The organism is Variovorax sp. J22G73 (assembly GCF_030317035.1).
Lineage (GTDB): Bacteria > Pseudomonadota > Gammaproteobacteria > Burkholderiales > Burkholderiaceae_C > Variovorax.
The window spans coordinates 727,916-754,174 of the sequence record NZ_JASZYK010000002.1; the positions used below are offsets into that span (position 1 = coordinate 727,916).

At 66.4% G+C, this 26,259-nt stretch carries 26 protein-coding genes and 1 tRNA gene; 9 read left to right on the plus strand and 18 right to left on the minus strand.

Annotated features, from left to right (window positions below; translation table 11 throughout):
- Nucleotides 1-75: 75 nt before the first annotated feature.
- The 3 genes from folD (at nt 76) to QTI51_RS11440 (ending at nt 3,683) form a co-directional block, all read left to right on the plus strand.
- Complete coding sequence (gene folD, locus QTI51_RS11430; RefSeq protein ID WP_116907266.1) at nt 76-927, plus strand: bifunctional methylenetetrahydrofolate dehydrogenase/methenyltetrahydrofolate cyclohydrolase FolD; 852 nt, start codon at nt 76-78, stop codon at nt 925-927.
- Between the two features lie 5 nt (nt 928-932).
- Complete coding sequence (locus QTI51_RS11435) at nt 933-3,002, plus strand: M3 family metallopeptidase (protein WP_116907265.1); 2,070 nt, start codon at nt 933-935, stop codon at nt 3,000-3,002.
- A 90-nt stretch (nt 3,003-3,092) separates the two neighbouring features.
- Entirely contained in the window at nt 3,093-3,683 is a 591-nt protein-coding gene (locus QTI51_RS11440; protein WP_286515827.1) for a glutaredoxin family protein, read from the plus strand.
- Nucleotides 3,684-3,723: 40 nt separating this feature from the next.
- Here the strand turns inward: QTI51_RS11440 and rpiA are convergent, their stop codons facing one another.
- Entirely contained in the window at nt 3,724-4,443 is a 720-nt protein-coding gene (rpiA, locus tag QTI51_RS11445; protein ID WP_116907263.1) for a ribose-5-phosphate isomerase RpiA, read from the minus strand.
- Between the two features lie 40 nt (nt 4,444-4,483).
- On the opposite strand from rpiA, the gene QTI51_RS11450 reads away from it, so the two are divergent.
- Entirely contained in the window at nt 4,484-5,563 is a 1,080-nt protein-coding gene (locus tag QTI51_RS11450; protein ID WP_116907262.1) for a quinone-dependent dihydroorotate dehydrogenase, read from the plus strand.
- Nucleotides 5,564-5,582: 19 nt separating this feature from the next.
- Here QTI51_RS11450 and QTI51_RS11455 read toward each other — a convergent pair whose 3' ends face one another.
- From QTI51_RS11455 to uvrB, 13 genes are all read right to left on the minus strand, one after another.
- Nucleotides 5,583-6,317, minus strand: a complete 735-nt coding sequence (locus QTI51_RS11455; RefSeq protein ID WP_116907261.1) for a phage holin family protein — start codon at nt 6,315-6,317, stop codon at nt 5,583-5,585.
- A 51-nt stretch (nt 6,318-6,368) separates the two neighbouring features.
- Nucleotides 6,369-6,665, minus strand: a complete 297-nt coding sequence (locus tag QTI51_RS11460) for a glycine zipper domain-containing protein (protein ID WP_007828200.1) — start codon at nt 6,663-6,665, stop codon at nt 6,369-6,371.
- Nucleotides 6,666-6,794: 129 nt separating this feature from the next.
- Nucleotides 6,795-7,898, minus strand: a complete 1,104-nt coding sequence (locus tag QTI51_RS11465) for an NAD(P)/FAD-dependent oxidoreductase (RefSeq protein ID WP_116907260.1) — start codon at nt 7,896-7,898, stop codon at nt 6,795-6,797.
- A 333-nt stretch (nt 7,899-8,231) separates the two neighbouring features.
- A tRNA-Val gene (locus QTI51_RS11470) sits at nt 8,232-8,306 on the minus strand.
- A 60-nt stretch (nt 8,307-8,366) separates the two neighbouring features.
- Nucleotides 8,367-9,089 carry a DNA polymerase III subunit epsilon gene (dnaQ, locus tag QTI51_RS11475; protein ID WP_116907258.1) on the minus strand — a complete coding sequence of 241 codons (723 nt, stop codon included), beginning with the start codon at nt 9,087-9,089 and terminating at the stop codon, nt 8,367-8,369.
- Nucleotides 9,089-9,427, minus strand: coding sequence for an ISC system 2Fe-2S type ferredoxin (gene fdx / locus QTI51_RS11480; protein ID WP_013542153.1), 339 nt, complete (start codon nt 9,425-9,427; stop codon nt 9,089-9,091). Before fdx ends, dnaQ begins: the two co-directional genes overlap by 1 nt.
- 9 nt (nt 9,428-9,436) lie before the next feature.
- Complete coding sequence (hscA, locus tag QTI51_RS11485) at nt 9,437-11,302, minus strand: Fe-S protein assembly chaperone HscA (RefSeq protein WP_116907257.1); 1,866 nt, start codon at nt 11,300-11,302, stop codon at nt 9,437-9,439.
- Between the two features lie 4 nt (nt 11,303-11,306).
- A complete protein-coding gene (gene hscB / locus QTI51_RS11490; protein WP_116907256.1) occupies nt 11,307-11,825 on the minus strand; it encodes a Fe-S protein assembly co-chaperone HscB in 519 nt (172 codons plus the stop codon).
- 63 nt (nt 11,826-11,888) lie between these two features.
- The gene (gene iscA, locus QTI51_RS11495; protein ID WP_007828190.1) at nt 11,889-12,212 is read right to left on the minus strand and encodes an iron-sulfur cluster assembly protein IscA; all 324 of its coding nucleotides are present in this window, start codon (nt 12,210-12,212) and stop codon (nt 11,889-11,891) included.
- Between the two features lies 1 nt (nt 12,213).
- Nucleotides 12,214-12,630 carry a Fe-S cluster assembly scaffold IscU gene (gene iscU, locus QTI51_RS11500; protein WP_116907255.1) on the minus strand — a complete coding sequence of 139 codons (417 nt, stop codon included), beginning with the start codon at nt 12,628-12,630 and terminating at the stop codon, nt 12,214-12,216.
- A 50-nt stretch (nt 12,631-12,680) separates the two neighbouring features.
- Complete coding sequence (locus QTI51_RS11505; RefSeq protein WP_116907254.1) at nt 12,681-13,901, minus strand: IscS subfamily cysteine desulfurase; 1,221 nt, start codon at nt 13,899-13,901, stop codon at nt 12,681-12,683.
- A gap of 85 nt (nt 13,902-13,986) precedes the next feature.
- The gene (gene iscR, locus QTI51_RS11510) at nt 13,987-14,523 is read right to left on the minus strand and encodes a Fe-S cluster assembly transcriptional regulator IscR (RefSeq protein WP_007828186.1); all 537 of its coding nucleotides are present in this window, start codon (nt 14,521-14,523) and stop codon (nt 13,987-13,989) included.
- 247 nt (nt 14,524-14,770) lie between these two features.
- Nucleotides 14,771-16,885 (minus strand): excinuclease ABC subunit UvrB, encoded by a 2,115-nt coding sequence (gene uvrB / locus QTI51_RS11515; RefSeq protein ID WP_116907253.1) that lies wholly within the window; start codon nt 16,883-16,885, stop codon nt 14,771-14,773.
- Between the two features lie 105 nt (nt 16,886-16,990).
- Here uvrB and QTI51_RS11520 point away from each other — a divergent pair, with 105 nt between their 5' ends.
- From QTI51_RS11520 to QTI51_RS11535, 4 genes are all read left to right on the plus strand, one after another.
- Nucleotides 16,991-18,187 carry an amino acid aminotransferase gene (locus QTI51_RS11520; protein WP_116907252.1) on the plus strand — a complete coding sequence of 399 codons (1,197 nt, stop codon included), beginning with the start codon at nt 16,991-16,993 and terminating at the stop codon, nt 18,185-18,187.
- 157 nt (nt 18,188-18,344) lie between these two features.
- Nucleotides 18,345-19,811 carry a polyhydroxyalkanoate depolymerase gene (locus QTI51_RS11525; protein ID WP_116907251.1) on the plus strand — a complete coding sequence of 489 codons (1,467 nt, stop codon included), beginning with the start codon at nt 18,345-18,347 and terminating at the stop codon, nt 19,809-19,811.
- A 19-nt stretch (nt 19,812-19,830) separates the two neighbouring features.
- Nucleotides 19,831-20,460: an RnfABCDGE type electron transport complex subunit B gene (locus QTI51_RS11530; protein ID WP_116907250.1), complete on the plus strand. Its 630-nt coding sequence runs from the start codon at nt 19,831-19,833 to the stop codon at nt 20,458-20,460.
- Nucleotides 20,461-20,492: 32 nt separating this feature from the next.
- A complete protein-coding gene (locus tag QTI51_RS11535; RefSeq protein WP_116907249.1) occupies nt 20,493-21,131 on the plus strand; it encodes a LysE family translocator in 639 nt (212 codons plus the stop codon).
- Between the two features lie 16 nt (nt 21,132-21,147).
- Here the strand turns inward: QTI51_RS11535 and yedA are convergent, their stop codons facing one another.
- Complete coding sequence (gene yedA / locus QTI51_RS11540; protein WP_116907248.1) at nt 21,148-22,056, minus strand: drug/metabolite exporter YedA; 909 nt, start codon at nt 22,054-22,056, stop codon at nt 21,148-21,150.
- A gap of 87 nt (nt 22,057-22,143) precedes the next feature.
- Between yedA and QTI51_RS11545 the strand changes: the two genes are divergently transcribed.
- Nucleotides 22,144-22,641, plus strand: a complete 498-nt coding sequence (locus QTI51_RS11545; RefSeq protein ID WP_116907247.1) for an Lrp/AsnC family transcriptional regulator — start codon at nt 22,144-22,146, stop codon at nt 22,639-22,641.
- On the opposite strand, the gene QTI51_RS11550 is transcribed toward QTI51_RS11545, so the two are convergent.
- The 3 genes from QTI51_RS11550 to accC are packed head-to-tail and all read right to left on the minus strand — an operon-like array spanning nt 22,631 to nt 26,255.
- A complete protein-coding gene (locus tag QTI51_RS11550; RefSeq protein ID WP_116907246.1) occupies nt 22,631-23,164 on the minus strand; it encodes a VOC family protein in 534 nt (177 codons plus the stop codon). The genes QTI51_RS11545 and QTI51_RS11550 overlap by 11 nt on opposite strands.
- The gene (gene bioB, locus QTI51_RS11555) at nt 23,161-24,207 is read right to left on the minus strand and encodes a biotin synthase BioB (RefSeq protein ID WP_286515821.1); all 1,047 of its coding nucleotides are present in this window, start codon (nt 24,205-24,207) and stop codon (nt 23,161-23,163) included. The genes QTI51_RS11550 and bioB overlap by 4 nt, the downstream gene beginning before the upstream one ends.
- Entirely contained in the window at nt 24,207-26,255 is a 2,049-nt protein-coding gene (accC, locus tag QTI51_RS11560; protein WP_116907244.1) for an acetyl-CoA carboxylase biotin carboxylase subunit, read from the minus strand. Before accC ends, bioB begins: the two co-directional genes overlap by 1 nt.
- Between the last annotated feature and the right edge of the window lie 4 nt (nt 26,256-26,259).

Here is a 26,259-nt window from a genome sequence, read left to right on the forward strand (position 1 = left end):
AGCTATCCACGCGATAGCAATGGATGTCCACCACGCCTGCGCAAGCGGGCGTTTTTACTTGGAAAATCGAAACCGATGACCGCCCAACTGATCGACGGCAATGCCCTCGCCAAAACCATTCGCGCCGAAGTCGCCGGCCGCACCGCCGCGCTCAAGGCCAAGGGCGTGAACCCGGCCCTTTCCATCATCCTCGTGGGCGAAGACCCGGCCAGCCAGGTCTACACGAAGCACAAGGTCAACGACAGCGCCCAGACCGGCCTGCAGGCCACGCTGGAAACCTACCCCGCCGACATGAGCGAGGCCGACCTGCTGGCCCGCATCCGCGCGCTCAACGAGGACCCGAAGGTGCACGGCATCCTGGTGCAGCTGCCGCTGCCCAAGCACATGGACAGCCAGAAGGTCATCGAGACCATCTCGCCCGCAAAAGACGTCGACGGCTTCCATGTGGCCAGCGCCGGCGCGCTGATGACCGGCGCCCCCGGCTTCTGGCCCTGCACGCCGCACGGCTGCATGAAGATGCTCGAGTCGATCGGCTACGACCTGCGCGGCAAGCACGCGGTGGTCATCGGCCGCAGCAACATCGTCGGCAAGCCGATGGCCATGATGCTGCTGGCCAAGAGCGCCACCGTCACCATCTGCCACAGCGCCACGCAAGACCTGGGCGCCATCACGCGCCAGGCCGACGTGATCGTCGCCGCCGTCGGCAAGCGCAACCTGCTCACCGCCGACATGGTGAAGCCGGGCGCGGTCGTGATCGACGTGGGCATGAACCGCAAGGACGACGGCAAGCTGGCCGGCGACGTCGATTTCGACGGCGTGAAGGAAGTGGCCGGCTGGATCACGCCGGTGCCCGGCGGCGTCGGCCCCATGACGCGCGCCATGCTGCTCGCCAACACCCTTGAAGCGGCCGAACGCGCCGCCAAGTAACTTTCATGGCCATGACGAACAACCCCCTCCTCGACTTCACCGACCTCCCGCTGTTCGACCGCATCAAGCCCGAGCACGTCGCGCCCGCCGTCGACGCGCTGCTGGCCGATGCGGAAACCGCGCTGCAGACCGTGACGGCCCCTGAATTCCCGGCGGACTGGAATGCCATCTCGAAGGTGCTCGACGTGGCCTCCGAACGCTTCAGCCGCGCCTGGGGCGCCGTCGGCCACCTGAACGCCGTGGCGGATACGCCCGAGCTGCGCGCCGCCTACAACGAAGCGATGCCGCGTGTCACCGCCTTCTGGACCCGCCTGGGCTCCGACGAGCGCCTCTACGCCAAGTACAAGGCCATCGACGTGGCCACGCTCAATGCCGAGCAGCGCCAGGCGCATCGCAATGCGGTGCGCAACTTCGTGCTGGGCGGGGCCGAACTGCAAGGCGACGCCAAGAAGCGCTTCGCCGACATCCAGGAGCGCCAGGCCGAGCTGAGCCAGAAGTTCAGCGAAAACGCACTCGACGCGACCGACGCATTCGCCTACTACGCCGCCTTCGGCGAGCTCGACGGCGTGCCCGAGGACGTGGTGAGCGCGGCGCGCTCGGCCGCGGAAACCGAGGGCAAGGACGGCTACAAGCTCACGCTGAAGATGCCCTGCTACCTGCCCGTGATGCAGTTCGCCAAGAGCAGCGCGCTGCGCGAAAAGCTCTACCGCGCCTACGTCACGCGCGCCAGCGAATTCGGCGACACGGCCTTCGACAACACCGCGCTGATCACCGAGATCCTCGCGCTGCGCGAAGAAGAAGCCAAGCTGCTGGGCTACAACAATTTCGGCGAGCTGTCGGTCGTGCCGAAAATGGCGGAATCGCCCGAACAGGTCGTCAAGTTCCTGCGCGACCTGGCCACCAAGGCCAGGCCCTACGGCGAGCGCGACCTGGCCGACCTGCGCGTCTTCGCTTCCGAGCAGCTGAGCATCACCGACCCGCAGCCCTGGGACTGGAGCTACATCGGCGAAAAGCTCAAGGAAGCGCGCTACGCCTTCAGCGAGCAGGAGGTAAAGCAGTACTTCCCCGCGCCCAAGGTCATGGCCGGCCTGTTCAAGATCGTCGAGACGCTGTTCGAAGTGGCGATCCGCCGCGACAGCGCGCCCACCTGGCACCCGAGCGTCGAGTTCTATCGCATCGAGCGCCAGACACCTCAAGGTGTCCAGAAGGTCGGCCAGTTCTACCTCGACCCCTCCGCCCGCGCCGCCAAGCGCGGCGGCGCCTGGATGGACGACGTGCGCGCCCGCTGGCTGCGCCCCGACAACGGCGTGCTGCAGACGCCCATCGCGCAACTGGTGTGCAACTTTGCCAGCGGCGTCGACGGCAAGCCGCCGCTGCTCACGCACGACGACGTGACCACCCTCTTCCACGAGTTCGGCCACGGCCTGCACCACATGCTCACGCAGGTGAACGAGCGCGACGTCTCGGGCATCAGCGGTGTCGAGTGGGACGCGGTCGAGCTGCCGAGCCAGTTCATGGAAAACTTCTGCTGGGAGTGGGACGTGCTCAAGCACATGACCGCCCATGTCGACACCGGCGAGCCGCTGCCGCGCGCGCTGTTCGACAAGATGACGGCCGCCAAGAACTTCCAGAGCGGGCTGCAAACGCTGCGCCAGATCGAGTTCTCGCTGTTCGACATGCTGCTGCACACCGAGTACCACGCGGCCGACGCGAAGCCGGGCGACGTGATGGCGCTGCTGGGCAAGGTGCGCGCCGAAGTGGCGGTGATGCCTTCGCCCCCGTTCAGCCGCACGCCGAACACCTTCAGCCACATCTTCTCGGGCGGCTACGCGGCAGGCTACTACAGCTACAAGTGGGCCGAGGTGCTGAGCGCCGACGCCTACGCGGCCTTCGAGGAAACCGTGGGCGCCGACGGCGAGCCGAACATCGAGACCGGCCGCAAGTACCGCCAGGCCATCCTCGAAGCCGGCGGCAGCCGCAGCGCGATGGACTCGTTCAAGGCCTTCCGCGGCCGCGAGCCGCAGCTTGATGCGCTGCTGCGACACCAGGGCATGGCGCAGGCCCAGCCCGCTTGATGCGGCGCTGAAGCTTGCGATACTCGGGCGATGCATTCGATTTACAAATTCTCACTGCATCGCCTGAGCGGCTTCGCCCCTGTCCTGGTCATGGCACTGGCGGCCGCGGGCGCCATGGCGCAGCCGGTCTACCGCCAGGTGGACAAGAACGGCAAGGTCACCTTCTCCGACCGCGCCCCCACCGCCAGCACCGAGCCCGCCTCGGGCGCGCAAGGCGGCCCGGGCTCTCCAGCGAACGCCGGTCTCCCGTACGAGATCCGGCAGGTGGTCCAGCGCTACCCCGTGCTGCTCTATACCGGTGAAGACTGCTCGCCCTGCGGCACCGCCCGCACGCTGCTCGTGACGCGCGGCGTTCCCTTCGACGAACGCACCGTCAAGAGCAACGAAGACATCGAGGCGCTGCAGCGCCTTAGCGGCCAGGGTTCAGTACCCTTGCTGACCATCGGTTCGCAACAGCTCAAGGGCTTCTCGGACGCCGAGTGGTCGCAGTACCTCGACGCGGCCGGTTATCCGAAGAGCAACAACCTGCCCGCTGGCTACCGCAACGGGCTTGCGCGTCCGCTGGTCGCGCAACAGGCGGCGCCCGCGCCACGCGCCCCCGCAACGCCGGCCACACAGTCCGCGCCGCCCGCCCCATCGAGCGAGCCCAGCCCGAGCAACCCGGCGGGCATCAAGTTCTGAAAGCGGCCGCGCTCGCGGCCGTATGAACTCAGGCGACCACTCAATCGAACTTCAGCGTCTTCACGCCCGCCGAGGTGCCCAGCAGGCAGACGTCGGCCTTCTGGTGCGCGAAGACGCCGACAGTCACCACGCCAGGCCACTGGCTCACCTCGGACTCGAAAGCCAGCGGCTCGGCAATGCGCAGGCCCGTCACGTCGACGATGTGCTGGCCGTTGTCGGTCACCAGCGGCAGACCGTCTTTCTCGCGCACCTGGGCAATGCCGCCCAGCGCGGCAAACTGCCGCATCACGCGGCGCGCGGCCATCGGAATCACCTCGACCGGCAGCGGAAACGCGCCCAGCGTCTCGACCAGCTTGGACGCATCGGCGATGCAGATGAACTTGCGCGACTGCGCCGCCACGATCTTCTCGCGCGTGAGCGCGGCGCCGCCGCCCTTCACCATGAAGCCGCGGTGATCGATCTCGTCGGCGCCGTCGATGTACACGGCCAGTTCTTCGACCTCGTTGCTGTCGAACACCGGAATGCCCAGCGCGCGCAGGCGCTCGGTGGAGGCCACCGAACTGGAGACGGCGCCCCTGATCTCGTCCTTGATGGTGGCCAGCGCGTCGATGAACTTGTTCACGGTCGAGCCGGTGCCCACGCCGACGATCTCGCCCTTGACCACATAGGCCAGCGCGGCATGGCCGACCTGGGCCTTGAGTTCGTCCTGGGACAGCGGAGACAGTGGGTTGGAGGGGGTTGGGGAGGCGGATGCGGTCATCGCGGAGAATCCTTGGCTCATAGAAGTCCAGAATTATCCGATGCCCCTGCTGATGCCCTCCTCGCTCTACAGCCTCGCCCGCCCGTTCCTGTTCGGTTTCGACCCCGAGCACGCCCATGAAATCACGCTGGACGGGCTGGCGCGCACACAGAACACGCCGCTGGCCTGCGCCTATTCGTCACCGCGCGTGAGCGATCCGGTCCAGCTCGCCGGGCTGACCTTTCCCAACCGCGTGGGCTTGGCCGCAGGGCTCGACAAGAACGCCCGCTGCATCGACGCCTTTTCCGCCATGGGCTTCGGCTTTGTCGAAGTCGGCACGGTCACGCCGAAGGCTCAGCCCGGCAACGCGAAGCCGCGCATGTTCCGGCTGCCGCAGCGCGACGCGCTCATCAACCGGCTCGGCTTCAACAACGACGGGCTCGACGCCTTTCTGGCCAATGTGCAGAAGGCACGTTTTCGCAAGACCGGCGGCACCGCGAAGCCACCGATGCTGCTGGGCCTGAACATCGGCAAGAACGCCGCTACCCCAATCGAACGAGCGACGGACGACTACCTCGCCTGCCTCGACGGCGTGTACCCGCATGCCGACTACGTGACGATCAACATCTCCAGCCCCAACACCGCCAACCTGCGCTCGCTGCAGAGCGACGAAGCGCTCGACGCGCTGCTCGGCGCGGTGGCCGAACGGCGCGAAGCGCTGGCCGCGCGCCACAACAAGCGCTCGCCGCTGTTCGTGAAGATCGCACCCGACCTGGACGAAGCGCAGGTCGCGGTCATCGCGGCCACGCTGAAACGCCACGGCATGGACGGCGTGATCGCCACCAACACCACGCTGGCGCGCGACGCGGTGAAGGGCCTGCCCCATGCGGAGGAAGCCGGCGGCCTCTCGGGCGCGCCGGTGCGCGAGTCGAGCAACCGCGTGATTTCGCAGCTGCGCGCGGCGCTGGGTGCGGGATTTCCGATCATCGGAGTGGGCGGCATCCTGAGCGCGGCCGATGCCAAGGCCAAGATCGCCGCGGGCGCCGACGTGGTGCAGATCTACACCGGGCTGATCTACCGCGGACCGGGGTTGGTCCGCGAAGCCGCCCAGGCGCTGCTGCGCGATCGCAGCAAGGCCTGAGCCTTTTCCGGCTTTTTCTTCAGCGCATGCGCCAGAGAATGGGCGCAAGGAACGCGGCCAGGCGCAGCAGGCGCTTCGGCCGGATCACCACGACGGCGGCCGCAGCCACGACACCTGCGGCCACCGGGTGGGCGCGGGCCATGCGCAGCGCAGCAGCCCCAGCCGATTCGTTGGGCGGAGGCGCTTCGGCCTCGCCCGAACCACTCGTGCCGTCGGCGCTCGCCGGCTGCGTCTCGCGCCCGCCTTGCAAGGTCGCGATGCGCTGGCGCTGACGCTCCATACGCGCGAGCAGTTCTTCGCGCGTGGCGGGCCGCGGCGGACGAGGCGCCTCGTCGTCCTGGTCCGGATCCTTGCCGAGGCCGAACTGGTCCTGCACCCAGGTCCAGTCACGACCGAACTCGTCGCGCGCCGGCACGAAGCTGTTGGAAGCGTTGCGCAGCGTGAGCAGCAAGCCAACGGCAGCCGCCAGCCACAGCACCACCCACACTCCAGCCACAGACCATGCGGCCGTGATGCGGTAAGGCGTTTCCCAGAAATGAACCACCACCGCCACGGACAGCAAGGCCACCGTGACCGTGGTCAGCCCCAGCACGGCCACCACGAGCAGGAGCATCAGCTTCAGGCGCTGCTTCTCGTCCTCCCAGGCCATGCGCAGCAACTGCACCCGGTCTTCGGCCGCCAGGGCGCCTTCGGCCGCGGCGATGCGCAACCGGCGGATGCGGGCATCCAGTCCGAACAGGGACAGCAGCCTCATCGGCCGGCTCCCGCGGTGTTCGGGTGAACGATGCTGCGATGCGTGTTCAGGTCAGCGGCGGCCAAGCAGCAGACCCACCAGCACGCCGACGGCCAGGGCGGCACCGGCGATCTGCCACGGTTCGTCGTGGGCGTAGGCGTTGGCGGAGTTGGCCGCTTCGCGGGCCTTCTTGGCGGCCAGCTTGCTTTTCTCGGCCGCGAGTTCGCGTGCGATGGCCAGCTTGGTGTCGATGCGCTGGCGCAGCGCCTTGATGTGGGGAACCGAATCCAGGTCCTTGCTGGCCAGCACGCCGCGCACGTCGCTTGCGATGTCTTCGGCTGCTGCTTCAAGATTTTGGGATGCACTCATTGGAATCTTTCCTCCGTGATGACACCGGCACCGCGCCGGCGGCTTCACGCCAGCATATGGCGTGCTGTCATGTTACAGGCTCAAAAGACCCTCATGCACGACGAAGTGCAGAGTTTGAGAGGACACGCGTCACGCGTGCGCCAGCAGGTCCGAGACGTGGCGCGCAATGGCCAGGCTGCTCGTGAGCCCCGGCGATTCGATGCCGAACAGATTGACCAGGCCCGGCACGCCATGTGAGGCGGGTCCATCGATCATGAAGTCAGCGGCCGGCTCGCCCGGGCCGGAAATCTTGGGTCGCATGCCTGCGTAGCCAGGAATCAGCGCGCCGTCCGGCAGCGCGGGCCAGTACTTGCGCACCTCGGCGTAGAAGCCGTCGCCACGCGCCGGGTCCACGATGAGGTCGTCGGCGGATTCGACCCATTGCACGTCGGGGCCGAACTTGGCCTGGTCGCCAAGGTCGATCGTCAAGTGCACGCCCAGGCCGCCGGGCTCGGGCACCGGGTAGACGAGGCGGCTGAAGGGCGCTCGGCCCGACAGGGTGAAGTAGTTGCCTTTGGCGAAGTGCTCAGTGGGCACCGCCGCAGAGGGCAAGCCCTCGAAGCCCCGCGCCAATGCGGGCGCTCCCAAGCCCGCCGCGTTCACCACGCTGCGGCAGCGCAGCGCCGTGCCGTCCTCGGCGATCAAGACGATTCCGTTGCCTCCGCATTCAGCGCGCGTGATGGGCGATTTCAGCGCGAGCATGCCGCCCGCATTCTCGAGATCGCCGAGCAGGCTCAGCATGAGCGCGTGGCTGTCGACGATGCCCGTGCTGGGCGAATGAAGCGCCGCCATGCACTGCAATTGCGGCTCCATGGCGACGGCCTGCTCCGCAGTCAACAACTCCAGGTCATCGACACCATTAGCGGCAGCCTTTGTTCGAATCACTTCGAGTTGGGCCGCCTGTTCTGGCGACGTGGCGACGATGAGCTTGCCGCACCGCCGATGCGGCACGCCGCGCTCCGCCGCGTAGGCGTAGAGCAGTTGCTTGCCCTCGACGCAGAGCTTCGCCTTGAGCGAACCTTGCGGGTAGTAGATGCCCGCGTGAATCACTTCGCTGTTGCGCGAACTTGTCCCAGTGCCGATGGCACCTTCCGATTCGAGCAACAGCACCTCCCGGCCCGCGAGCGCCAAAGCACGCGCGACAGCCAAGCCCACCACTCCGGCGCCGATGACGGCGCAATCAATTTCATCCATCGCGCGAGCTTAGCGCGGCTCGCTGCGCTCAGTCACTCAGGACACGCTGGGTGGCGGCTCAGGATCGGTGGGCTCGTCGGGTGCTGTGTTCGGACCCTCGTCGGGTTCGACAGGCAGGTCCGGTGTGACGGGGGTCGGAAGATCGGGATGGGTGGCCATGGTCTTGCTCCTTTTGCAGCTTCGGTTCTAGACCTCAGCGGCGACCGGTGCGCCATCTCTTGGCGCCATTTGCCGTCGGCGAGAGCCGACAGCTCCGTCAAGGCGAAATGGGCAAACTCAAAACCAGACGGGCAAGAAAAAAGCGACTTGGAAGTCCAAGTCGCTTTTTCTATTTGGTGGGCGGTGGAGGTTTCGAACCTCCGACCCCAGCAGTGTGAATGCTGTGCTCTACCCCTGAGCTAACCGCCCTGAGACACTGCTTTTGAGTTCAGTGTCTTGAACACGTATCGCGTTGTGCGAAGCCTCAGATTATGCCACAGCTTTTTCGCTGTTTTGACGAAACAGCGTGCGACCACCACTAGATTTATCAAGTTGCGTCAAAACAGCTTCGTGCGCGGACAGCTCCTGCTCACCCGCAACGATCACCGGCAACTCGAACTGGCTCAGGTCGACAGCCACGATGGTCGTCCCCTGCGCCGGCTCGTTGGAAGCCACGTCGATCAGCAGCGCGTCCTGTCCGCGCGTGAGGTTGATGTAGACATCGGCCAGCAACTGCGCATCGAGCTTGGCGCCGTGGAAGGTGCGGTTCGAACGGTCGACACCGAAGCGATCGCACAGTGCATCCAGCGAATTGCGCTTGCCCGGGTACACAAGCTTCGCCATGGCCAGCGTGTCGGTCACTTCGCTGACGAAGGTGCGCAGCGGCGGCAGGCCGGCTCGCTCGAATTCCTTGTTGAGAAAGCCGACGTCGAAGGCCGCGTTGTGAATGATCAACTCGGCGCCGCGCAGGTACTCGATGATGTCGTTGCCCAGCGTCGCGAACTTCGGCTTGTCGCGCAGGAAGTCGGTGGTCAGCCCGTGGACCTTCAGCGCGTCTTCATGGCTCTCGCGCTCGGGGTTGAAATAGATGTGCAGGTCGTTGCCGGTGAGCTTGCGGTTGAACAGCTCCACGCAGCCGAGCTCGATGACGCGATCGCCGTTCTCCGCGGAGAGGCCGGTGGTTTCGGTATCGAGAACGATGAGTCTGGACATCAGTGGTTTTCCTTGGCGTGGTTGATCGAGTACTTCGGAATCTCGATGGTCACATTCTCCTGCGCCAGGATCGATTGGCAACTCAGGCGCGACTGCGGCTCCAGGCCCCAGGCGCGGTCGAGCAGGTCTTCCTCGCCCTCTTCCGCTTCGTTGAGCGAATTGAAGCCCTCGCGCACGATGACGTGGCACGTGGTGCAGGCGCAGCTCATCTCGCACGCATGCTCGATGTTGATGTGGTTGTCGAGCAGCGCCTCGCAGATCGAGGTGCCGGCGGGCGCGGTAATTTCGGCGCCCTGCGGGCAGTACTCGGGATGCGGGTAGATCTTGATCGTGGGCATGTTGTTGTTCTAGAGAGATTCGACCTTGCGACCGGCAAGCGCGCGCGCAATGCCCGCGTTCATGCGCTGGGCGGCAAAGGCCTCGGTGTCGTCGGCGAGCTTCTTGGTGGCGGCCTCGATGGCGGCGGCTTCGTCGCTGGCCTTGGCGGCTTCGCGCAGTTGTGCCATCGATGCATCGATCACGCTGCGCTCCTCGTCGTTCAGCAGGTCACCATCGGCGTCAAGCGCGCTTTGCGTGGCGAGCAGCATGCGGTCGGCGTCCACGCGCGCCTCGACCGACGCGCGGGTCTTCATGTCTTGCTGCGCGGTGGAGAAGCTCTCCTGCAGCATGGTCGCGATCTGGTCGTCCGACAGGCCATACGACGGCTTGACTGCCACGCTTGCCTCGACGCCGCTGCCCTGCTCCTTCGCACTCACGCTCAGCAGGCCATCGGCGTCGACGGTGAAGGTGACGCGAATGCGCGCAGCGCCGGCCGCCATCGGCGGAATGCCGCGCAGCGTGAAGCGTGCGAGGCTGCGGCAGTCGGACACGAGGTCGCGCTCACCTTGCACCACATGCAGCGCCAGCGCGGTCTGGCCGTCCTTGTAGGTCGTGAAGTCTTGCGCCATCGCGGTGGGAATGGTCTGGTTGCGCGGCACGATGCGCTCGACCAGCCCGCCCATGGTCTCGATGCCGAGCGACAACGGAATCACGTCGAGCAGCAGCAGCTCGCCCGCGCCGTTGTTGCCGGCCAGCTGGTTCGCCTGGATGGCCGCGCCGAGCGCCACGACTTCATCGGGGTTCAGGTTGACCAGCGGTTCGCGGCCGAAGAACTCGGCCACCGCACGGCGCACCTGCGGCATGCGCGTGGAACCGCCGACAAGCACGATGCCCTGCAGGTCGTCGGGCTTGAGCTTGGCATCGCGCAGTGCCTTGCGCACGGCGGCGATGGTGCGGTCGGTGAGAGGCTTGGTGGCAGTGTAGAACTGCTCGCGGGCCAGATCGAAGCTGACGGGTTCACCCGCGACGTTCGCGCTGAACACCGTCGATGCCGATTCGGTCAGCGCTTCCTTGGCCGCCCGCGCGGCGACCAGCAACGCGGCCTTGTCGGCGTCGCTGCCGGCCTGCAGGCCCTTTTGCTCGCGCACGAAGTCGGCCAGCGCGTGGTCGTAGTCGTCACCACCCAGTGCCGAGTCACCGCCCGTCGCGATCACCTCGAACACGCCCTGCGTGAGCCGCAGGATCGAGATGTCGAAGGTGCCGCCGCCGAGGTCATAGACCGCGTAGACGCCTTCGCTGGCGTTGTCCAGGCCGTAGGCGATGGCCGCGGCCGTGGGTTCGCTGATCAGGCGCAGCACGTTGAGGCCGGCAAGCTGCGCGGCGTCCTTGGTCGCCTGGCGCTGGCCCTCGTCGAAGTACGCGGGCACGGTGATGACGGCACCATAGAGCTCGTCGTCGTCGAAGGTGTCTTGCGCGCGGTAGCGCAGCGTGGCCAGGATCTCTGCGCTGATCTCGACCGGCGACTTCTCGCCTGCCAGCGTATGCACCTGCACCATGCCACCGTCGCTGCTGCCGATGCGGTACGACATGGCGTCGCGGTTCGCAATGTCGGCCAGGCCGCGGCCCATGAGCCGCTTCACCGAAGTGATGGTGTTCGCCGGGTCCTGCGCGCGCGCGGCCAGGGCGTCGAAGCCGATCTGGCGGCGGTCGCTCTCGAGGTAGCGCACGGCCGAAGGCAGCAGCACGCGGCCCTGGTCGTCGGGCAGGCACTCGGCCACGCCGTTGCGCACGGAGGCCACCAGCGAATGCGTGGTGCCAAGGTCGATGCCCACGGCAATGCGGCGCTGATGCGGGTCGGGCGCCTGGCCGGGTTCGGAAATCTGAAGAAGAGCCATGCCGCTATTGTCCCAACTGATCGAATTTGGCTTCGACGTCCTGTCCGAAGCGCTCAATGAACATGAGGGCTCTCACCTGCTGCGCGGCGGCCGGGTAGTCGCCCTTCTCGTCGATCAGCCAGTCGAGCGACGACAGCGCGCGTGCCCGGCCAGCCTCGACTTCCTGCTGGAGCTTCTCGAGCGCGTGCAGGTCACCGACCTCGTCGAGCGACTCGCGCCATTCCATCTGCTGCATGAGGAACTCCGGCGGCATCGCCGTGTTGTTCTCGGCGTTGACCGGCGCGTCGTGCAGTTCGCAGATGTAGCTGGCGCGGCGAACCGGGTCCTTCAACCGCTGGTAGGCCTCGTTGATGCGCACCGACCACTGCATGGCCACGCGCTGCGCCGCGGCGCCTTGCGCGGCGAAGCGGTCGGGGTGGGCTTCGCGCTGCAGCTCTTTCCAGCGTGCGTCGAGCGCGGCGCGGTCCTGCGCAAAAGTCGCCGGGACGGCGAACAGTTGAAAGTCGGTGTCGTTCAGGTTCATGGCAAGAAAAAACCGCCAGCACATGACATGGTGGCGGCTGTTGTCGCGGTCAGCGACGGTGCATCAGATGCGAAAACTCTCGCCGCATCCGCAACGGTCGCGTTCGTTCGGGTTGATGAACTTGAAGCCTTCGTTCAGGCCTTCGCGCACGAAGTCGAGCTGCGTGCCGTCGATGTAGGCCAGGCTCTTCGGGTCTACCAGCACCTTCACGCCGTGGTCTTCGAACACCACGTCTTCCGGCGTGAACTCGTCCACGTACTCGAGCTTGTAGGCCAGGCCCGAGCAACCGGTGGTCTTCACGCCCAGCCGCACGCCCACGCCCTTGCCTCGTTTGCCGAGGTAGCGGGTCACGTGTCTCGCAGCGGCTTCGGTCAGCGTGACGGCCATGTCAGTGGACGGCTTCGGCAGCAGCTTCGGTCTTGACGCCGTGCTTGGCCTTGTAGTCGCTCACGGCGGCCTTGATCGCGTCTTCGGCCAGGATGGAGCAGTGGATCTTCACGGGCGGCAGCGCCAGTTCTTCGGCGATTTGCGCGTTCTTCAGCGCAGCCGCTTCGTCGAGCGTCTTGCCCTTGACCCATTCGGTCACGAGCGACGACGAAGCGATGGCCGAGCCGCAACCGTAGGTCTTGAAGCGCGCGTCTTCGATCACGCCGGTTTCCGGGTTGACCTTGATCTGCAGCTTCATCACGTCGCCGCAGGCCGGCGCGCCGACCATGCCGGTGCCTACCGAGTCGTCGCCCTTTTCGAAGGAGCCGACGTTGCGGGGATTTTCGTAGTGGTCGATGACCTTGGAAGAATATGCCATGGTGTACCTCTCAAACTTTGTTCAATCGTGGAGCCGTGGGCTGGCCGGGGTCAGTGGGCCGACCACTGGATCGTGCTGATGTCGACGCCGTCCTGGAACATCTCCCACAAGGGGCTCAGCTCGCGCAGCTTGGCAACGTTGTGCTTGATGGTCGAAATGGCGTAGTCGATTTCTTCTTCGGTCGTGAAACGGCCGATGGTCATGCGAAGGCTGCTGTGCGCCAACTCGTCGCTGCGGCCGAGGGCGCGCAGCACGTAGCTGGGTTCCAGGCTGGCCGAGGTGCAGGCCGAGCCCGACGACACCGCCAGGCCCTTGATGCCCATGATCAGCGACTCGCCTTCGACGTAGTTGAAGCTCATGTTCAGGTTGTGCGGCACGCGGTGTTCGAGGTCGCCGTTGATGAACACTTGCTCGACATCTTTCAGGCCGTCCAGCAGGCGTTGCTGCAGGCGACGCGCGTGGGCGATGTCGTCCTTCATCTCGAGCTTGGCGATGCGGTAGGCCTCGCCCATGCCGACGATCTGGTGCGTGGGCAAGGTGCCCGAACGCATGCCGCGTTCGTGGCCACCGCCGTGCATCTGCGCTTCGAGGCGAATGCGCGGCTTGCGGCGCACGTACAGCGCGCCGATGCCCTTGGGGCCGTAGGTCTTGTGCGAAGCCAGGCTCATCAGGTCGATGGGCAGCTTCGTGATGTCGATGTCGACCTTGCCGGTGGCCTGTGCCGAATCGACGTGGAAGATCACGCCCTTTTCGCGACAGGCATTGCCCAGCGCGACCACGTCTTGGATCACGCCAATTTCGTTGTTCACGAACAGCACGCTGGCCAGGATGGTGTCGGGGCGGATGGCCGCCTTGAACTTTTCCAGGTCGACGAGACCGTTTTCCTCGACGTCGAGGTAGGTCACTTCGAAGCCTTGGCGCTCGAGCTCGCGCATGGTGTCGAGCACGGCCTTGTGCTCGGTCTTCAGCGTGATCAGGTGCTTGCCCTTGCCCTTGTAGAACTGGGCCGCGCCCTTCAAGGCGAGGTTGATCGACTCGGTGGCGCCCGACGTCCAGACGATTTCGCGCGGGTCGGCATTGATCAGCTCGGCAACCTGGCCGCGCGCCTTCTCGACTGCCTCTTCAGCCTCCCAGCCCCAGGCGTGGCTGCGCGATGCCGGGTTGCCGAAGTGCTCGCGCAACCAGGGAATCATGGCGTCGACCACACGGGGGTCCACCGGCGTGGTCGCGCCGTAGTCGAGATAGATCGGGAAATGAGGAGTTACGTCCATGGCTGGCTCGTGCTGGCGTGGGGGTTGTTCTTGATCTGGGCTGCTCGTGGCCGCGCCCGAAGGCGCTGCCGGGAAATCACAGGGCTCAGGACTTGGCGAAGGCGTTTCCGAGCGCGAACACCGAATTCGGGGCATTCACGCGAATCGGCTTGACGACCGGCTGGGCCGAGATCGCACGCTTGACGACCGGCTTGTTCTCGATCTGCACGCCCTTGGCGATCTGGTCGTCGACCAGCTTCTGCAGCGTGACGGAGTCGAGAAACTCGACCATGCGCTGGTTCAGCGAAGCCCACAGCTCGTGCGTCATGCAACGTCCGGCTTCGCCGAGGCAGTTTTCCTTGCCGCCGCACTGGGTGGCATCGATGGGTTCATCGACGGACACGATGATGTCAGCCACGGTGATGTCCGCAGCCTTGCGACCGAGGCTGTAGCCGCCGCCGGGGCCGCGGGTCGACTCGACCAGCTCGTGACGGCGCAACTTGCCGAACAGCTGTTCGAGGTACGACAGAGAAATCTGCTGCCGTTGGCTGATTGCCGCCAGCGTGACCGGACCGGTGTTCTGACGCAGCGCCAGGTCGATCATTGCTGTGACCGCAAAACGGCCTTTGGTAGTGAGACGCATCGCAAGCTCCTTCAAGTGCTTACCGTTGAAATGACACCTTGGTCCTGGACCGCGGTGACTTCGTCTCCGCCCTGCCCGACCCCGAACGCTGGTGAACCAGCTGGTAGGAGTCGGTCCTTCATCGCGAAGTTCTTTTTTTGTTGTTGACTGTTTCGCTCAAGTATAACAGAAGCCCCCGAGGTCTGCTGGGGTAAACCCCAGCGCGACTCGCTTGAAGAAAGCGAACGTTTGACCTACGGCAGACCTGCTAAGGCGAAACAACGATGTTGTCACCGCCGGACGCCCCGAAAGCCTGCTCCCGCAGCAGCGCCAGCTGGTCCCGCACACGGGCTGCCTTCTCGAATTCGAGGTTGCGCGCGTGCTCGAGCATCTGCTTCTCGAGCCGCTTGATTTCGCGGGCGATGTCCTTCTCGCTCATGTCCTCGACCTTGGCGCGCTCCAGGTCGAGCTTGGCCATTTCCTTGCCGGTCTTCTCGCTGTACACGCCGTCGATCAGGTCGCGCACCTGCTTCACGATGCTGCGCGGCGTGATGCCGTTGGCCTCGTTGTGGGCAATCTGCCGGGTGCGGCGGCGCTCGGTTTCGCCGATGGCCTTCTTCATCGACTCGGTCATCCGGTCGGCGTAAAGAATGGCCTTGCCGTTAAGGTTGCGCGCCGCCCGGCCGATGGTCTGGATCAGCGAGCGCTCGGCGCGCAGGAAGCCTTCCTTGTCCGCATCGAGGATGGCCACCAGTGACACCTCGGGAATGTCCAGCCCCTCGCGCAGCAGGTTGATGCCCACCAGCACGTCGAAGGTGCCCAGTCGCAGGTCGCGCAAGATTTCCACCCGCTCCACGGTGTCGACGTCGCTGTGCAGGTAGCGCACCTTCACGCCGTTGTCGCCCAGGTAGTCGGTCAACTGCTCGGCCATGCGCTTGGTCAGCGTGGTGATGAGCACGCGCTCGTTCTTGTCGACGCGAATCCGGATTTCGCCCAGCACGTCGTCCACCTGGTGCGTGGCCGGGCGCACCTCGACCTCGGGGTCGATCAGCCCGGTAGGCCGCACCAGCTGCTCGACCACGTTGCCGGAGTGGTCCTTCTCGTACTGCGCCGGCGTGGCCGACACGAAGATGCACTGGCGCATGCGCGTCTCGAACTCTTCCAGCTTCAGCGGCCGGTTGTCCAGCGCGCTCGGCAGGCGAAAGCCGTACTCCACCAGCGTGGTCTTGCGCGCCCGGTCGCCGTTGTACATGCCGCCGAGCTGGCCGATCATCTGGTGACTCTCGTCGAGGAACATCAGCGCGTCCTTCGGCATGTAGTCGGTCAGCGTGGCCGGCGGCTGGCCGGGCGCGGCGCCCGACAGGTGGCGCGTGTAGTTCTCGATGCCCTTGCAATGGCCGATTTCGGCGAGCATTTCAAGGTCGAAACGCGTGCGCTGCTCCAGCCGCTGCGCCTCGACCAGCTTGCCCGCCCCCACCAGTTCCTTGAGCCGGTCGCTCAGCTCCAGCTTGATGGTTTCCACCGCCGCCAGCACCTTGTCGCGTGGCGTCACGTAGTGGCTCGACGGGTACACCGTGAAGCGCGGCACCTTCTGGCGGATGCGCCCGGTCAGCGGATCGAACAGCTGCAGCGACTCGATCTCGTCGTCGAACAGCTCGAAGCGGATCGCCAGCTCGCTGTGCTCGGCCGGAAACACGTCGATGGTGTCGCCCCGCACGCGGAAGGTGCCGCGCGCAAAGTCCTGCTCGTTGCGCGTGTACTGCATGCGGATGAGCCGGGAGATCAGGTCGCGCTGGCCCACCTTGTCGCCCACGCGGGCAATCAGCCGCATCTCCATGTAGTCCTCGGGCGTACCGATGCCGTAGATGGCGCTCACCGTGGCGACGATGACCGTGTCGCGCCGCTCCAGCACGCTCTTGGTGGCCGACAGGCGCATCTGCTCGATGTGCTCGTTGATCGACGAGTCCTTCTCGATGAACAGGTCGCGCTGCGGCACGTAGGCCTCGGGCTGGTAGTAGTCGTAGTAGCTGACGAAGTACTCGACGGCGTTCTTCGGAAAGAACTCGCGGAACTCGCTGTAGAGCTGCGCCGCCAGCGTCTTGTTGGGCGCGAACACGATGGCCGGGCGGCCCAGCCGGGCGATCACGTTGGCCATGGTGAAGGTCTTGCCCGAGCCCGTGACGCCTAGCAGCGTCTGGAACACCTCGCCGTCGATCACCCCTTCCACCAGCCCCTCGATCGCCTTGGGCTGGTCGCCGGCCGGCGGATACGGCTGGAAAAGCTCGAACGGCGAGCCCGGGTAGGTGATGAATTCGCCCTGTTTCGCCGGACCGATCGGGTCCAGTTTCTTCAGGTCTGCTATGGCTTCGTTGTTCTCTGGCATGGCTGTTCCCGACAGGTGGCGATCACGCCGGTAAAATTCAAGGCAACCGGAAAGCGTAGCGCAAGTCCGGTTGCCAGCGAAGCTTTCATCCCAAAGGACCTTTCCATGTCTATGTTCACCGCGGTCGAAATGGCACCGCGCGACCCGATCCTCGGCCTCAACGAGCAATTTGCCGCCGACACCAACCCCCAGAAGGTCAACCTCGGCGTCGGCGTCTATTACGACGACAACGGCAAGCTGCCCCTGCTCGAATGCGTGCAGGCGGCCGAGCAGAACATGATGAAAGCGCCCACGGCGCGTGGTTATCTGCCCATCGACGGCATCGCCGCGTACGACAACGCCGTGAAGGCGCTGGTCTTCGGCGCCGACAGCGAACCCGTCACCTCCGGCCGCGTGGCCACCATCCAGGCCATCGGCGGCACCGGCGGCCTGAAGGTCGGCGCCGACTTCCTGAAGAAGCTCAACCCCAGCGCCAAGGTGCTGATCAGCGACCCGAGCTGGGAAAACCACCGCGCGCTGTTCACCAACGCCGGCTTCGAAGTCGAAAGCTACCCCTACTACGACGCCGCCAAGCGCGGCATCAACTTCGACGGCATGCTCGCCGCCCTGAACGCGGCGCCCGCGGGCACCGTGGTCGTGCTGCACGCCTGCTGCCACAACCCGACCGGCTACGACATCACGTCCGAGCAATGGGACCAGGTGGTTGCCGCCGTCAAGGCGAAGAACCTCGTGCCCTTCCTCGACATGGCCTATCAAGGCTTCGGCTACGGCCTGAAGGAAGACGGCGCCGCGGTGGCCAAGTTCGTCGAAGCGGGCCTGACCTTCTTCGTGTCGACCTCGTTCTCCAAGAGCTTCAGCCTGTACGGCGAGCGCGTGGGTGCCCTGTCGGTGCTGTGCGAGAGCAAGGAAGAAGCCGGCCGCGTGCTGTCGCAGCTGAAGATCGCCATTCGCACCAACTACAGCAACCCGCCCACGCACGGCGGCGCCGTGGTGGCCGCGGTGCTCGGCAACCCCGAGCTGCGCGCCCTGTGGGAAAAGGAACTCGGCGAGATGCGCGTGCGCATCAAGGCCATGCGCCAGAAGCTGGTCGACGGCCTGAAGGCCGCCGGCGTGAAGGAAGACATGAGCTTCATCACCACGCAAATCGGCATGTTCAGCTACTCGGGCCTCACCAAGGACCAGATGGTGCGCCTGCGCAATGAGTTCGGCGTGTACGGCACCGACACCGGCCGCATGTGCGTGGCCGCGCTGAACAGCAAGAACATCGAGCACGTGTGTGCCTCGATCGCCAAAGTCATCTAGGTGACAGCAAAGTGTGAGGGAATCGCCTGCGTGGCAATTCCTTCACGCTCCGTGGAAGAAGTAGCCGCGCAACAGCGTCGGCATAGGGGTTAGGCCCCCTGCACCGCTGCGAATGCGCTGATATATTGCACTGCAACATTCCACTCCAAGACCAGCGATGCTCTATCAACTCTACGAAGCCCAGCGTTCCTTGATGGAGCCCTTCTCGGACTTCGCCCAGGCAGCCTCCAAACTCTATGGTCAGGGCGCCGTCTGGGGCCAGCTGCCCATGGCGCAACGCATGGCGGCAGGCTACGACCTGCTGTATCGCCTGGGCAAGGACTACGAAAAGCCCGAATTCAACATCAAGTCGGTGAAGGTCGACGGCGAAGACGTCGTCATCCAGGAAGCCATCGAGCTCGACAAGCCCTTCTGCGAGCTGCGCCGCTTCAAGCGCTTCACCGACGAGCCGCACATCCTCAAGACGCTGAAGAGCCAGCCCGTGGTGCTGATCGTGGCGCCCCTGTCGGGCCACTACGCCACGCTGCTGCGCGACACCGTGCGCACCATGCTGCAGGACCACAAGGTCTACATCACCGACTGGAAGAACGCGCGCCTCGTGCCGCTGGCCGAAGGCGAGTTCCACCTCGACGACTACATCAACTACGTGCAGGAGTTCATCCGCCTGCTGCAGGCCGAGTACGGCAACTGCCACGTGGTGAGCGTGTGCCAGCCGACCGTGCCGGTGCTGGCGGCCGTGTCGCTCATGGCCAGCCGCGGCGAAGCGCTGCCGCTGACCATGACCATGATGGGCGGCCCCATCGACGCGCGCAAGTCGCCCACCGCGGTGAACAACCTCGCGATGAACAAGAGCTTCGAGTGGTTCGAGAACAACGTGATCTACCGCGTGCCGCAAGGCTTCCCGGGTGAAGGCCGCCGCGTGTACCCCGGCTTCCTGCAGCACACCGGCTTCGTGGCCATGAACCCCGACCGCCACGCCACCAGCCACTACGACTACTTCAAGGACCTCATCAAGGGCGACGACGCCAGCGCCGAGGCCCACCGCAAGTTCTACGACGAGTACAACGCCGTGCTCGACATGGACGCCGACTACTACCTGGAAACCATCCGCACCGTGTTCCAGGAGTTCGACCTGGTCAACGGCACGTGGGACGTGAAGAACCCCGACGGCCAGGTGGAACGCGTGCGTCCGCAGGACATTCGCGGCGCCGCCCTGCTCACCGTCGAAGGCGAGCTCGACGACATCTCCGGCTCGGGCCAGACCGAGGCCGCGCACAGCCTGTGCACCGGCATTTCCGACAGCAAGCGCGAGCACTACGAAGTCAAGGGCGCGGGCCACTACGGCATCTTCAGCGGCCGCCGCTGGCGCGAGCTGGTGTACCCGAAGGTGGTGAAGTTCATCGCCGCCAACGACGAGCCGCAGAGCCGCGCCGGCGACCGTGGCGAGCTTGCCGCCGAAGACACGGTGAAGCCGACCCGCCGCACGGCGGCTGTCGCCGCCAAGAAGGCGCCGGCCAGAAAGGCCGCCTCCGTGGCCGCGTCTGCGGCTCCCGTCACAGCGACTGCACCGGCCGCCAAAAAAGCCGCCGCCCGCAAGAAGCCCGGCACCCGCGCCGCGCGCTGAAGCGCGCCCGCCTCCTCCAGTGAACGGACTCGCCGCACGCATCAACAACGCACTGCCCCAGACGCAGTGCACCCGGTGCGGCTACCCGGACTGCGCAGGCTACGCGCAGGCCGTGGCCAATGAAGAAGCCGGCATCAACCAGTGCCCACCGGGCGGCGCGCAAGGCATCGAACGGCTGGCGCTCATCACCGGGCGCCCCGTGGTCCCGCTAGGGACCGAGTTCGGTACCGAAGGCCCGCGCGCCATGGCCGTCATCGACGAGGCCTGGTGCATCGGTTGCACCCTGTGCCTGGACGCCTGCCCGACCGACGCCATCGTCGGCATCAACAAGCGCATGCACACGGTGATCGAGGTGCACTGCACCGGCTGCGAGCTGTGCATTCCGGTGTGCCCCGTCGACTGCATCTCGCTCGAGATCGAGACGCCCGGCCTCAGCGGCTGGCAGGCGTGGTCCGCCGAGCAGGCCGACCATGCGCGGCATCGCTACGAGGTGCACGGCAAGCACCGCAACACCGACGCCCGGCTGGCAGAACAGCCCGCCGCGGCGCAAGCACCGCAAGACGCCAGTGAGCGCAAGCGCTCCATCGTCGAAGCGGCCCTGGCGCGGGCCCGCGCCGCCTCGCAGCGCCCGCCGACGCCCAAGCCATAGCGCAAGCCACAACGCAAGCCACAACGCAAGCCATGACGCTCGACACCCTGCTGATCTACGTCGCCGCCTCGCTCGCGCTGGCGCTGATCCCGGGGCCGACGATGCTGCTGGCGCTGTCCAACGGCATCCAGGGCGGCATGCGCCGCGCGAGCTGGGGCATCGCAGGCGCTTCGCTGGGCAGCATCACGCTGATCGCCGTGGTCGCGCTCGGCCTGGGCTCGCTGCTCGCGGCGTCCGAATGGCTGTTCAACGCGATCCGCGTCGCCGGCGTGGCCTACCTGGTGTGGCTGGGCGTGAAGCTGTGGCGCAGCGAAGCGGCCGACCTGCGCACCGCGCTGGCCAGGTCGTCGTCTCAGGAGCGCCCGCAGGGCCGCATCGCGCTCATGCGCAGCCTGGCCGTGGCGCTGTCGAACCCGAAGACGGTGCTGTTCTTCGCGGCCTTCCTGCCGCAGTTCGTCGACATCTCGAAGCCGCAGGGCTCGCAATATCTGCTGCTCGGCGCGATGTTCGTGGCGCTCGACACCTGCGTGATGCTGGCCTACGCAGGCGCCGGCACGCAGGCCGTGCGCTTCCTGTCGCAGCGCGGGCTGAAGGCGATGAACCGCGGCTGCGCGGTGGGCATGTGGCTGCTCGCGGCAACGCTGGCCGTGTGGCGCCGCCCCGGCGCCTGATGCAGGCAGCGCGCCTTCAGCCCCTGCGCTTGAAGAGCAACAGCAGCACCCCCGACAGCACCACGCCCACGGCGTACCACTCGAAGCGCGTCACCGTCTCGTGGGCGATCCACACGCCCAGCAGCATCGCGATCACCGGGTTCACGAAGGTGTAGCTCGCCGCCAGCGCGGCCGGCGCCTTCGCCAGCAACACCATGTAGGCGTTGAAGGCGATGAGCGAGCCGAACACCACCAGGTAGACCCATGCGACCACGGCCTCGGGCTGCAACGGCCAGCCCATGGTTTCGCCGGACACCGCGGCCAACGCCATCAGCACCACGCCGCCGCACAGCATCTCGCTCGCGAAGCCCATCGCGCCAGGCGCCAGCGGCAGGCTGCGCTGGCTCAGCACGCTGCCGAGCGACCAGCACACGCAGGCGATGCAGATGGCCACCAGCCCCGCGGGCGACGATTTGAAGCCGCTGCCCTGCGTGAGCATCAGCACGCCGACCAGCCCCAGCGCGATGCCCGCGGCCTCCAGCTTCGACGGCTTCACGCCCCAGATCAGGTTCAGCAAGGCGATCACCAGCGGAATCACCGCGATGAACGCCACCACCAGCCCCGAGCCGATCGACACCTCGGCGTTCGCCGTGCCGCCCATGCCGCCGCCCAGCATCAGCGCGCCGACGACGAAGGCATTGCGCCACTGCGCGCGCGTGGGCCACGGCGCGCCGCGCCAGCGCATCCACACCGCCAGCAGCACGCCGGCGACCAGAAAGCGCGAGCCCATCTGCAGGAACGGCGGAAAGCTGATCAGCGCGTACTTGATCGCGAGGTAGGTCGAGCCCCAGACCACCCACGTGGCGGCAAGGCAGAGCCACAGCAGCGGCGGCAAGCCGGGGCGGGCTGCGGAAACTTCATTGGTGGAAGAAACGAGTGTCGACATGGCAAGCATGGTATGAAAGCCATCCCCCGCGAGCCATGCAGATTTCATGGTTCTTGCACCGCCCTACCGTCGATTTGAAGGACTTGCATGGACTTCGCCTTGAACCCCGCGCTGGACGCGCACGACACCCGCATCCTCGCCGAGTTGCAGGCCGACGCGCGCCTCTCGATGGCCGAGCTCGGCCGCCGCGTGCACCTGAGCCAGCCGGCCGTGACCGAGCGCGTGAAGAAGCTGGAGGCGGCCGGCGTCATCAGCGGCTACCGCGCCACCGTCAACCTGGGCAAGCTGGGCTACGGCATCCGCGCCATCATCCGCGTCGGCCGCGCCGACTACGACCTGGTCGTGAAGCTGGTGCAGGACACGCCCGAGTGCGTCAATGCCTACAACGTGACCGGCGAAGACAGCTGGGTGCTGGAAATCGCGGTCATCGACGTGAGCCACCTCGACGCGGTGGTCACCAAGTTCTGCATCCTCACCGAGACGGCCACCTCGATCATCCTGAACCCGGCGCGCGAGCACCAGGCCATGCTGCCGCCGCAGCGCTCCGACGTGAGGCCGCCGATCCGCAAGGTGCTCAACGCGTAGTTGCGGACGTGGCGGACGCGGCGGACGCGCCGAACGCGCTGAACGCCGCAACGACTTCCGGCGGCGCCTGCACCATCTCGATCAGCACGCCCTCGCCCGCAATCGGGAACTCGTCGTTCGCCTTCGGGTGCAGGAAGCAGATGTCGAAGCCCGCCGCGCCCTTGCGGATGCCGCCCGGCGCAAAGCGCACGCCTTGCGCCGTGAGCCATTCCACGGCCTTGGGCAGGTCGTCGATCCACAGGCCCACGTGGTTCAGCGGCGTGGTGTGCACGGCCGGCTTCTTCTCGGGGTCCAGCGGCTGCATCAGGTCGACCTCGACCTTGAACGGGCCCACGCCCATCGCGCAGATGTCCTCGTCGACGTTCTCGCGCTCGCTCTTGAAGGTGCCCGTGACCTCGAGCCCCAGCATGTCGACCCACAGCGTCTGCAAGCGCAGCTTGTCGGGGCCGCCGATGGCGATCTGCTGGATGCCCAGCACCTTGAAAGGACGGATGGTGTTGGTCGTGGTCGTCGTGGTGGTCATGCGGCGCAACCTTCCTCGCTTGTTTCCTGCACCTGGCGCGCGCCGAGGCCGAGCTTGCGCAGCAGCACCGTGTCGGCCTCGACATCGGGGTTGCCCGTCACCAGCAGCTTGTCGCCGTAGAAGATCGAATTCGCGCCGGCCATGAAGCACAGCGCCTGCAGCGCATCGCCCAGCTGCTGGCGCCCGGCCGACAGCCGCACGCGCGCGGTCGGCATGGTGATGCGCGCGACCGCGATCATGCGCACGAAGTCGAAGGGGTCGACCGGCTCCGAGTCGGCCAGCGGCGTGCCGGGCACGCGCACCAGGCTGTTGATGGGCACCGACTCCGGGTACGGGTTCAGGTTGGCCAGCTGAGCGATCAGCCCCGCGCGGTGCACCGGCGCCTCGCCCATGCCCACGATGCCGCCGCAGCACACGCTGATGCCGGCGCTGCGCACGTGGGCCAGCGTGTCGAGCCGGTCCTGGTAGGTGCGCGTGTCGACCACGTCGGTGTAGTACTCGGGCGCGGTGTCGAGGTTGTGGTTGTAGTAGTCCAGGCCCGCGGCCTTCAGCTGCTGCGCATGGTGCGGCTGCAGCATGCCCAGCGTGGCGCAGGTCTGCATGCCGAGGCCCTTCACGGCCTCGACCAGCACGGCCACCTTTTCCACGTCGCGGTCTTTCGGCGCGCGCCAGGCGGCGCCCATGCAGAAGCGCGTGGCGCCCGCGTCTTTCGCGGCCTGCGCGGCGCGCACCACCTCGTCGACCTCCATGAGCTTCTGCGCCTTCACGCCGGTGTCGAATTCGGCCGACTGCGGGCAGTAGCCGCAGTTCTCGGGGCAGCCGCCGGTCTTCACCGACAGCAGCGTGGCCAGCTCGATGTCGCCCGCCGGAAAGTGCTCGCGGTGCACGGTCTGCGCCTCGAACAGCAGTTCCATGAAGGGCTTGTCGAGCAGCGCCTGGATGGCCTCGACGGACCAGCGCACGTCGGCCTGGGGAGTCGCGGGCTCTAACGGCTTTGCGGGCCGGTGCAGCGTGATTGCCTGTTGCAGGTCGTTGGCCCCCATCAGTTGAACTCCATGATGATCTGGTCCACCGCCAGCGATTCGCCCTTGTTGGCCGAAATCTTGCCGACCACCCCGTCCTGCGTGGCGAACAGCACGTTCTCCATCTTCATCGCCTCGATCACCGCGAGCTTCTCGCCGGCCTGCACCTGCTGCCCCGGTTGCACCGACACCTCGACCAGCAGGCCCGGCATCGGCGACATCAGGAACTTGCTCAGGTCGGGCGGTGCCTTGTAGGGCATCAGCTCCAGCAGCCGCGCGCCCAGCGGCGACAGCACCGTCGCCTCGATCTGCGTGCCGTCGTGCGACACGCGCAGCGCCAGCGGGTTCTTGCCCGCGCCGCGCTCCACCTGCGCGGTGAAGGGCTTGTCGTTGACCATGCCCGTCACGCGAATGGCGCCCAGCGCGAAGCCGCTGTCGATCTTGTAGCTCTTGCCGCCCACGGCCACCGCGCTCGCGCCGGTCTTTCCGTGGAAGTCGGTGACCGACACCGGGTGGTGCACATGCTTGCCTTCAGGCCCCAGCTCGACCACGACGAACTGCTCGCCCACCTTCACGCCGTGGCCTTCCAGCTGCCCGCTGATGCCCGAGGCGCGCGCGCGGTAGCGCCGGTGCACGTACGCGGCCAGCGCGACGAGGAACGACGGGTCGGCATGCGGCACGTCTTCCGCGTGGAAGCCCTTGCCGTAGTGCTCGGCGATGAAGCCGGTGTTGAAGTCGCCCGCCACGAACTTCGGGTGCGCCAGCAGCGCCGCCTGGAACGGAATGTTGCTGCTGATGCCGCGAATCACGAAGCCGTTCAGCGCCTCGCGCATGCGGGCGATGGCGTGGTTGCGGTCCTTGCCGTGCACGATGAGCTTGGCGATCATCGAGTCGTAGTACATCGGGATCTCGCCGCCGTCGTACACGCCCGTGTCCACGCGCACGCCGTTCAGGTGCTCGGTGTCGCTGGCGAACATGGTCTGCGCGGGCGGCTGGAACTTCACCAGCCGGCCGGTCGAAGGCAGGAAGTTGCGGAACGGGTCTTCGGCGTTGATGCGGCACTCGATGGCCCAGCCGTCGCGCTTCACCTGCTCCTGCGTGAGGGGCAGCGGCTCGCCGGCGGCCACGCGGATCATCAGCTCCACCAGGTCCAGCCCGGTGATGCATTCCGTCACCGGGTGCTCCACCTGCAGGCGCGTGTTCATCTCCAGGAAGTAGAAGCTCTGGTCCTTGCCGACCACGAACTCCACCGTGCCTGCGCTCTGGTAGTTCACGGCCTTGGCCAGCTGCACCGCCTGCGCGCCCATCGCCTTGCGCGTGGCGTCGGTGATGAAGGGCGAAGGCGCCTCCTCGATCACCTTCTGGTGGCGCCGCTGGATGGAGCACTCGCGCTCGTTCAGGTAGATGACGTTGCCGTGCGAGTCGCCCAGCACCTGGATCTCGATGTGGCGCGGCTCCTCGACGAACTTCTCGATGAACACGCGGTCGTCGCCGAAGCTGTTGCGCGCCTCGTTGCGGCACGAGGTGAAGCCCTCGAAGGCTTCCTTGTCGTTGAAGGCCACGCGCAGGCCCTTGCCGCCGCCGCCGGCGGAGGCCTTGATCATCACGGGGTAGCCGATGTCGTTGGCAATCTCCACGGCGCGCTCGGCCGTCTCGATGGCGTCGTTCCAGCCCGGAATGGTGTTGACCTTGGCTTCGTTCGCGAGCTTCTTCGAGGCGATCTTGTCGCCCATCGCCGCGATCGAATAGTGCTTCGGGCCGATAAAGGCGATGCCCTCTTCCTCGACCTTGCGCGCGAAGGCTTCGTTCTCCGACAGGAAGCCGTAGCCGGGGTGCACGGCCTCGGCGCCGGTCTTCTTGCAGGCCGCGATGATGCGGTCGGCCTGCAGGTAGCTGTCGCGGCTGGGCGCGGCGCCGATGTGCACGGCCTCGTCGGCCAGCTCGACGTGGCGGGCTTCCTTGTCGGCGTCGGAGTAGACGGCGACGGTCAGGATGCCCATCTTCTTGGCCGTCTGGATCACGCGGCAGGCGATCTCGCCGCGGTTGGCAATCAGGATCTTCTTGAACATGTTC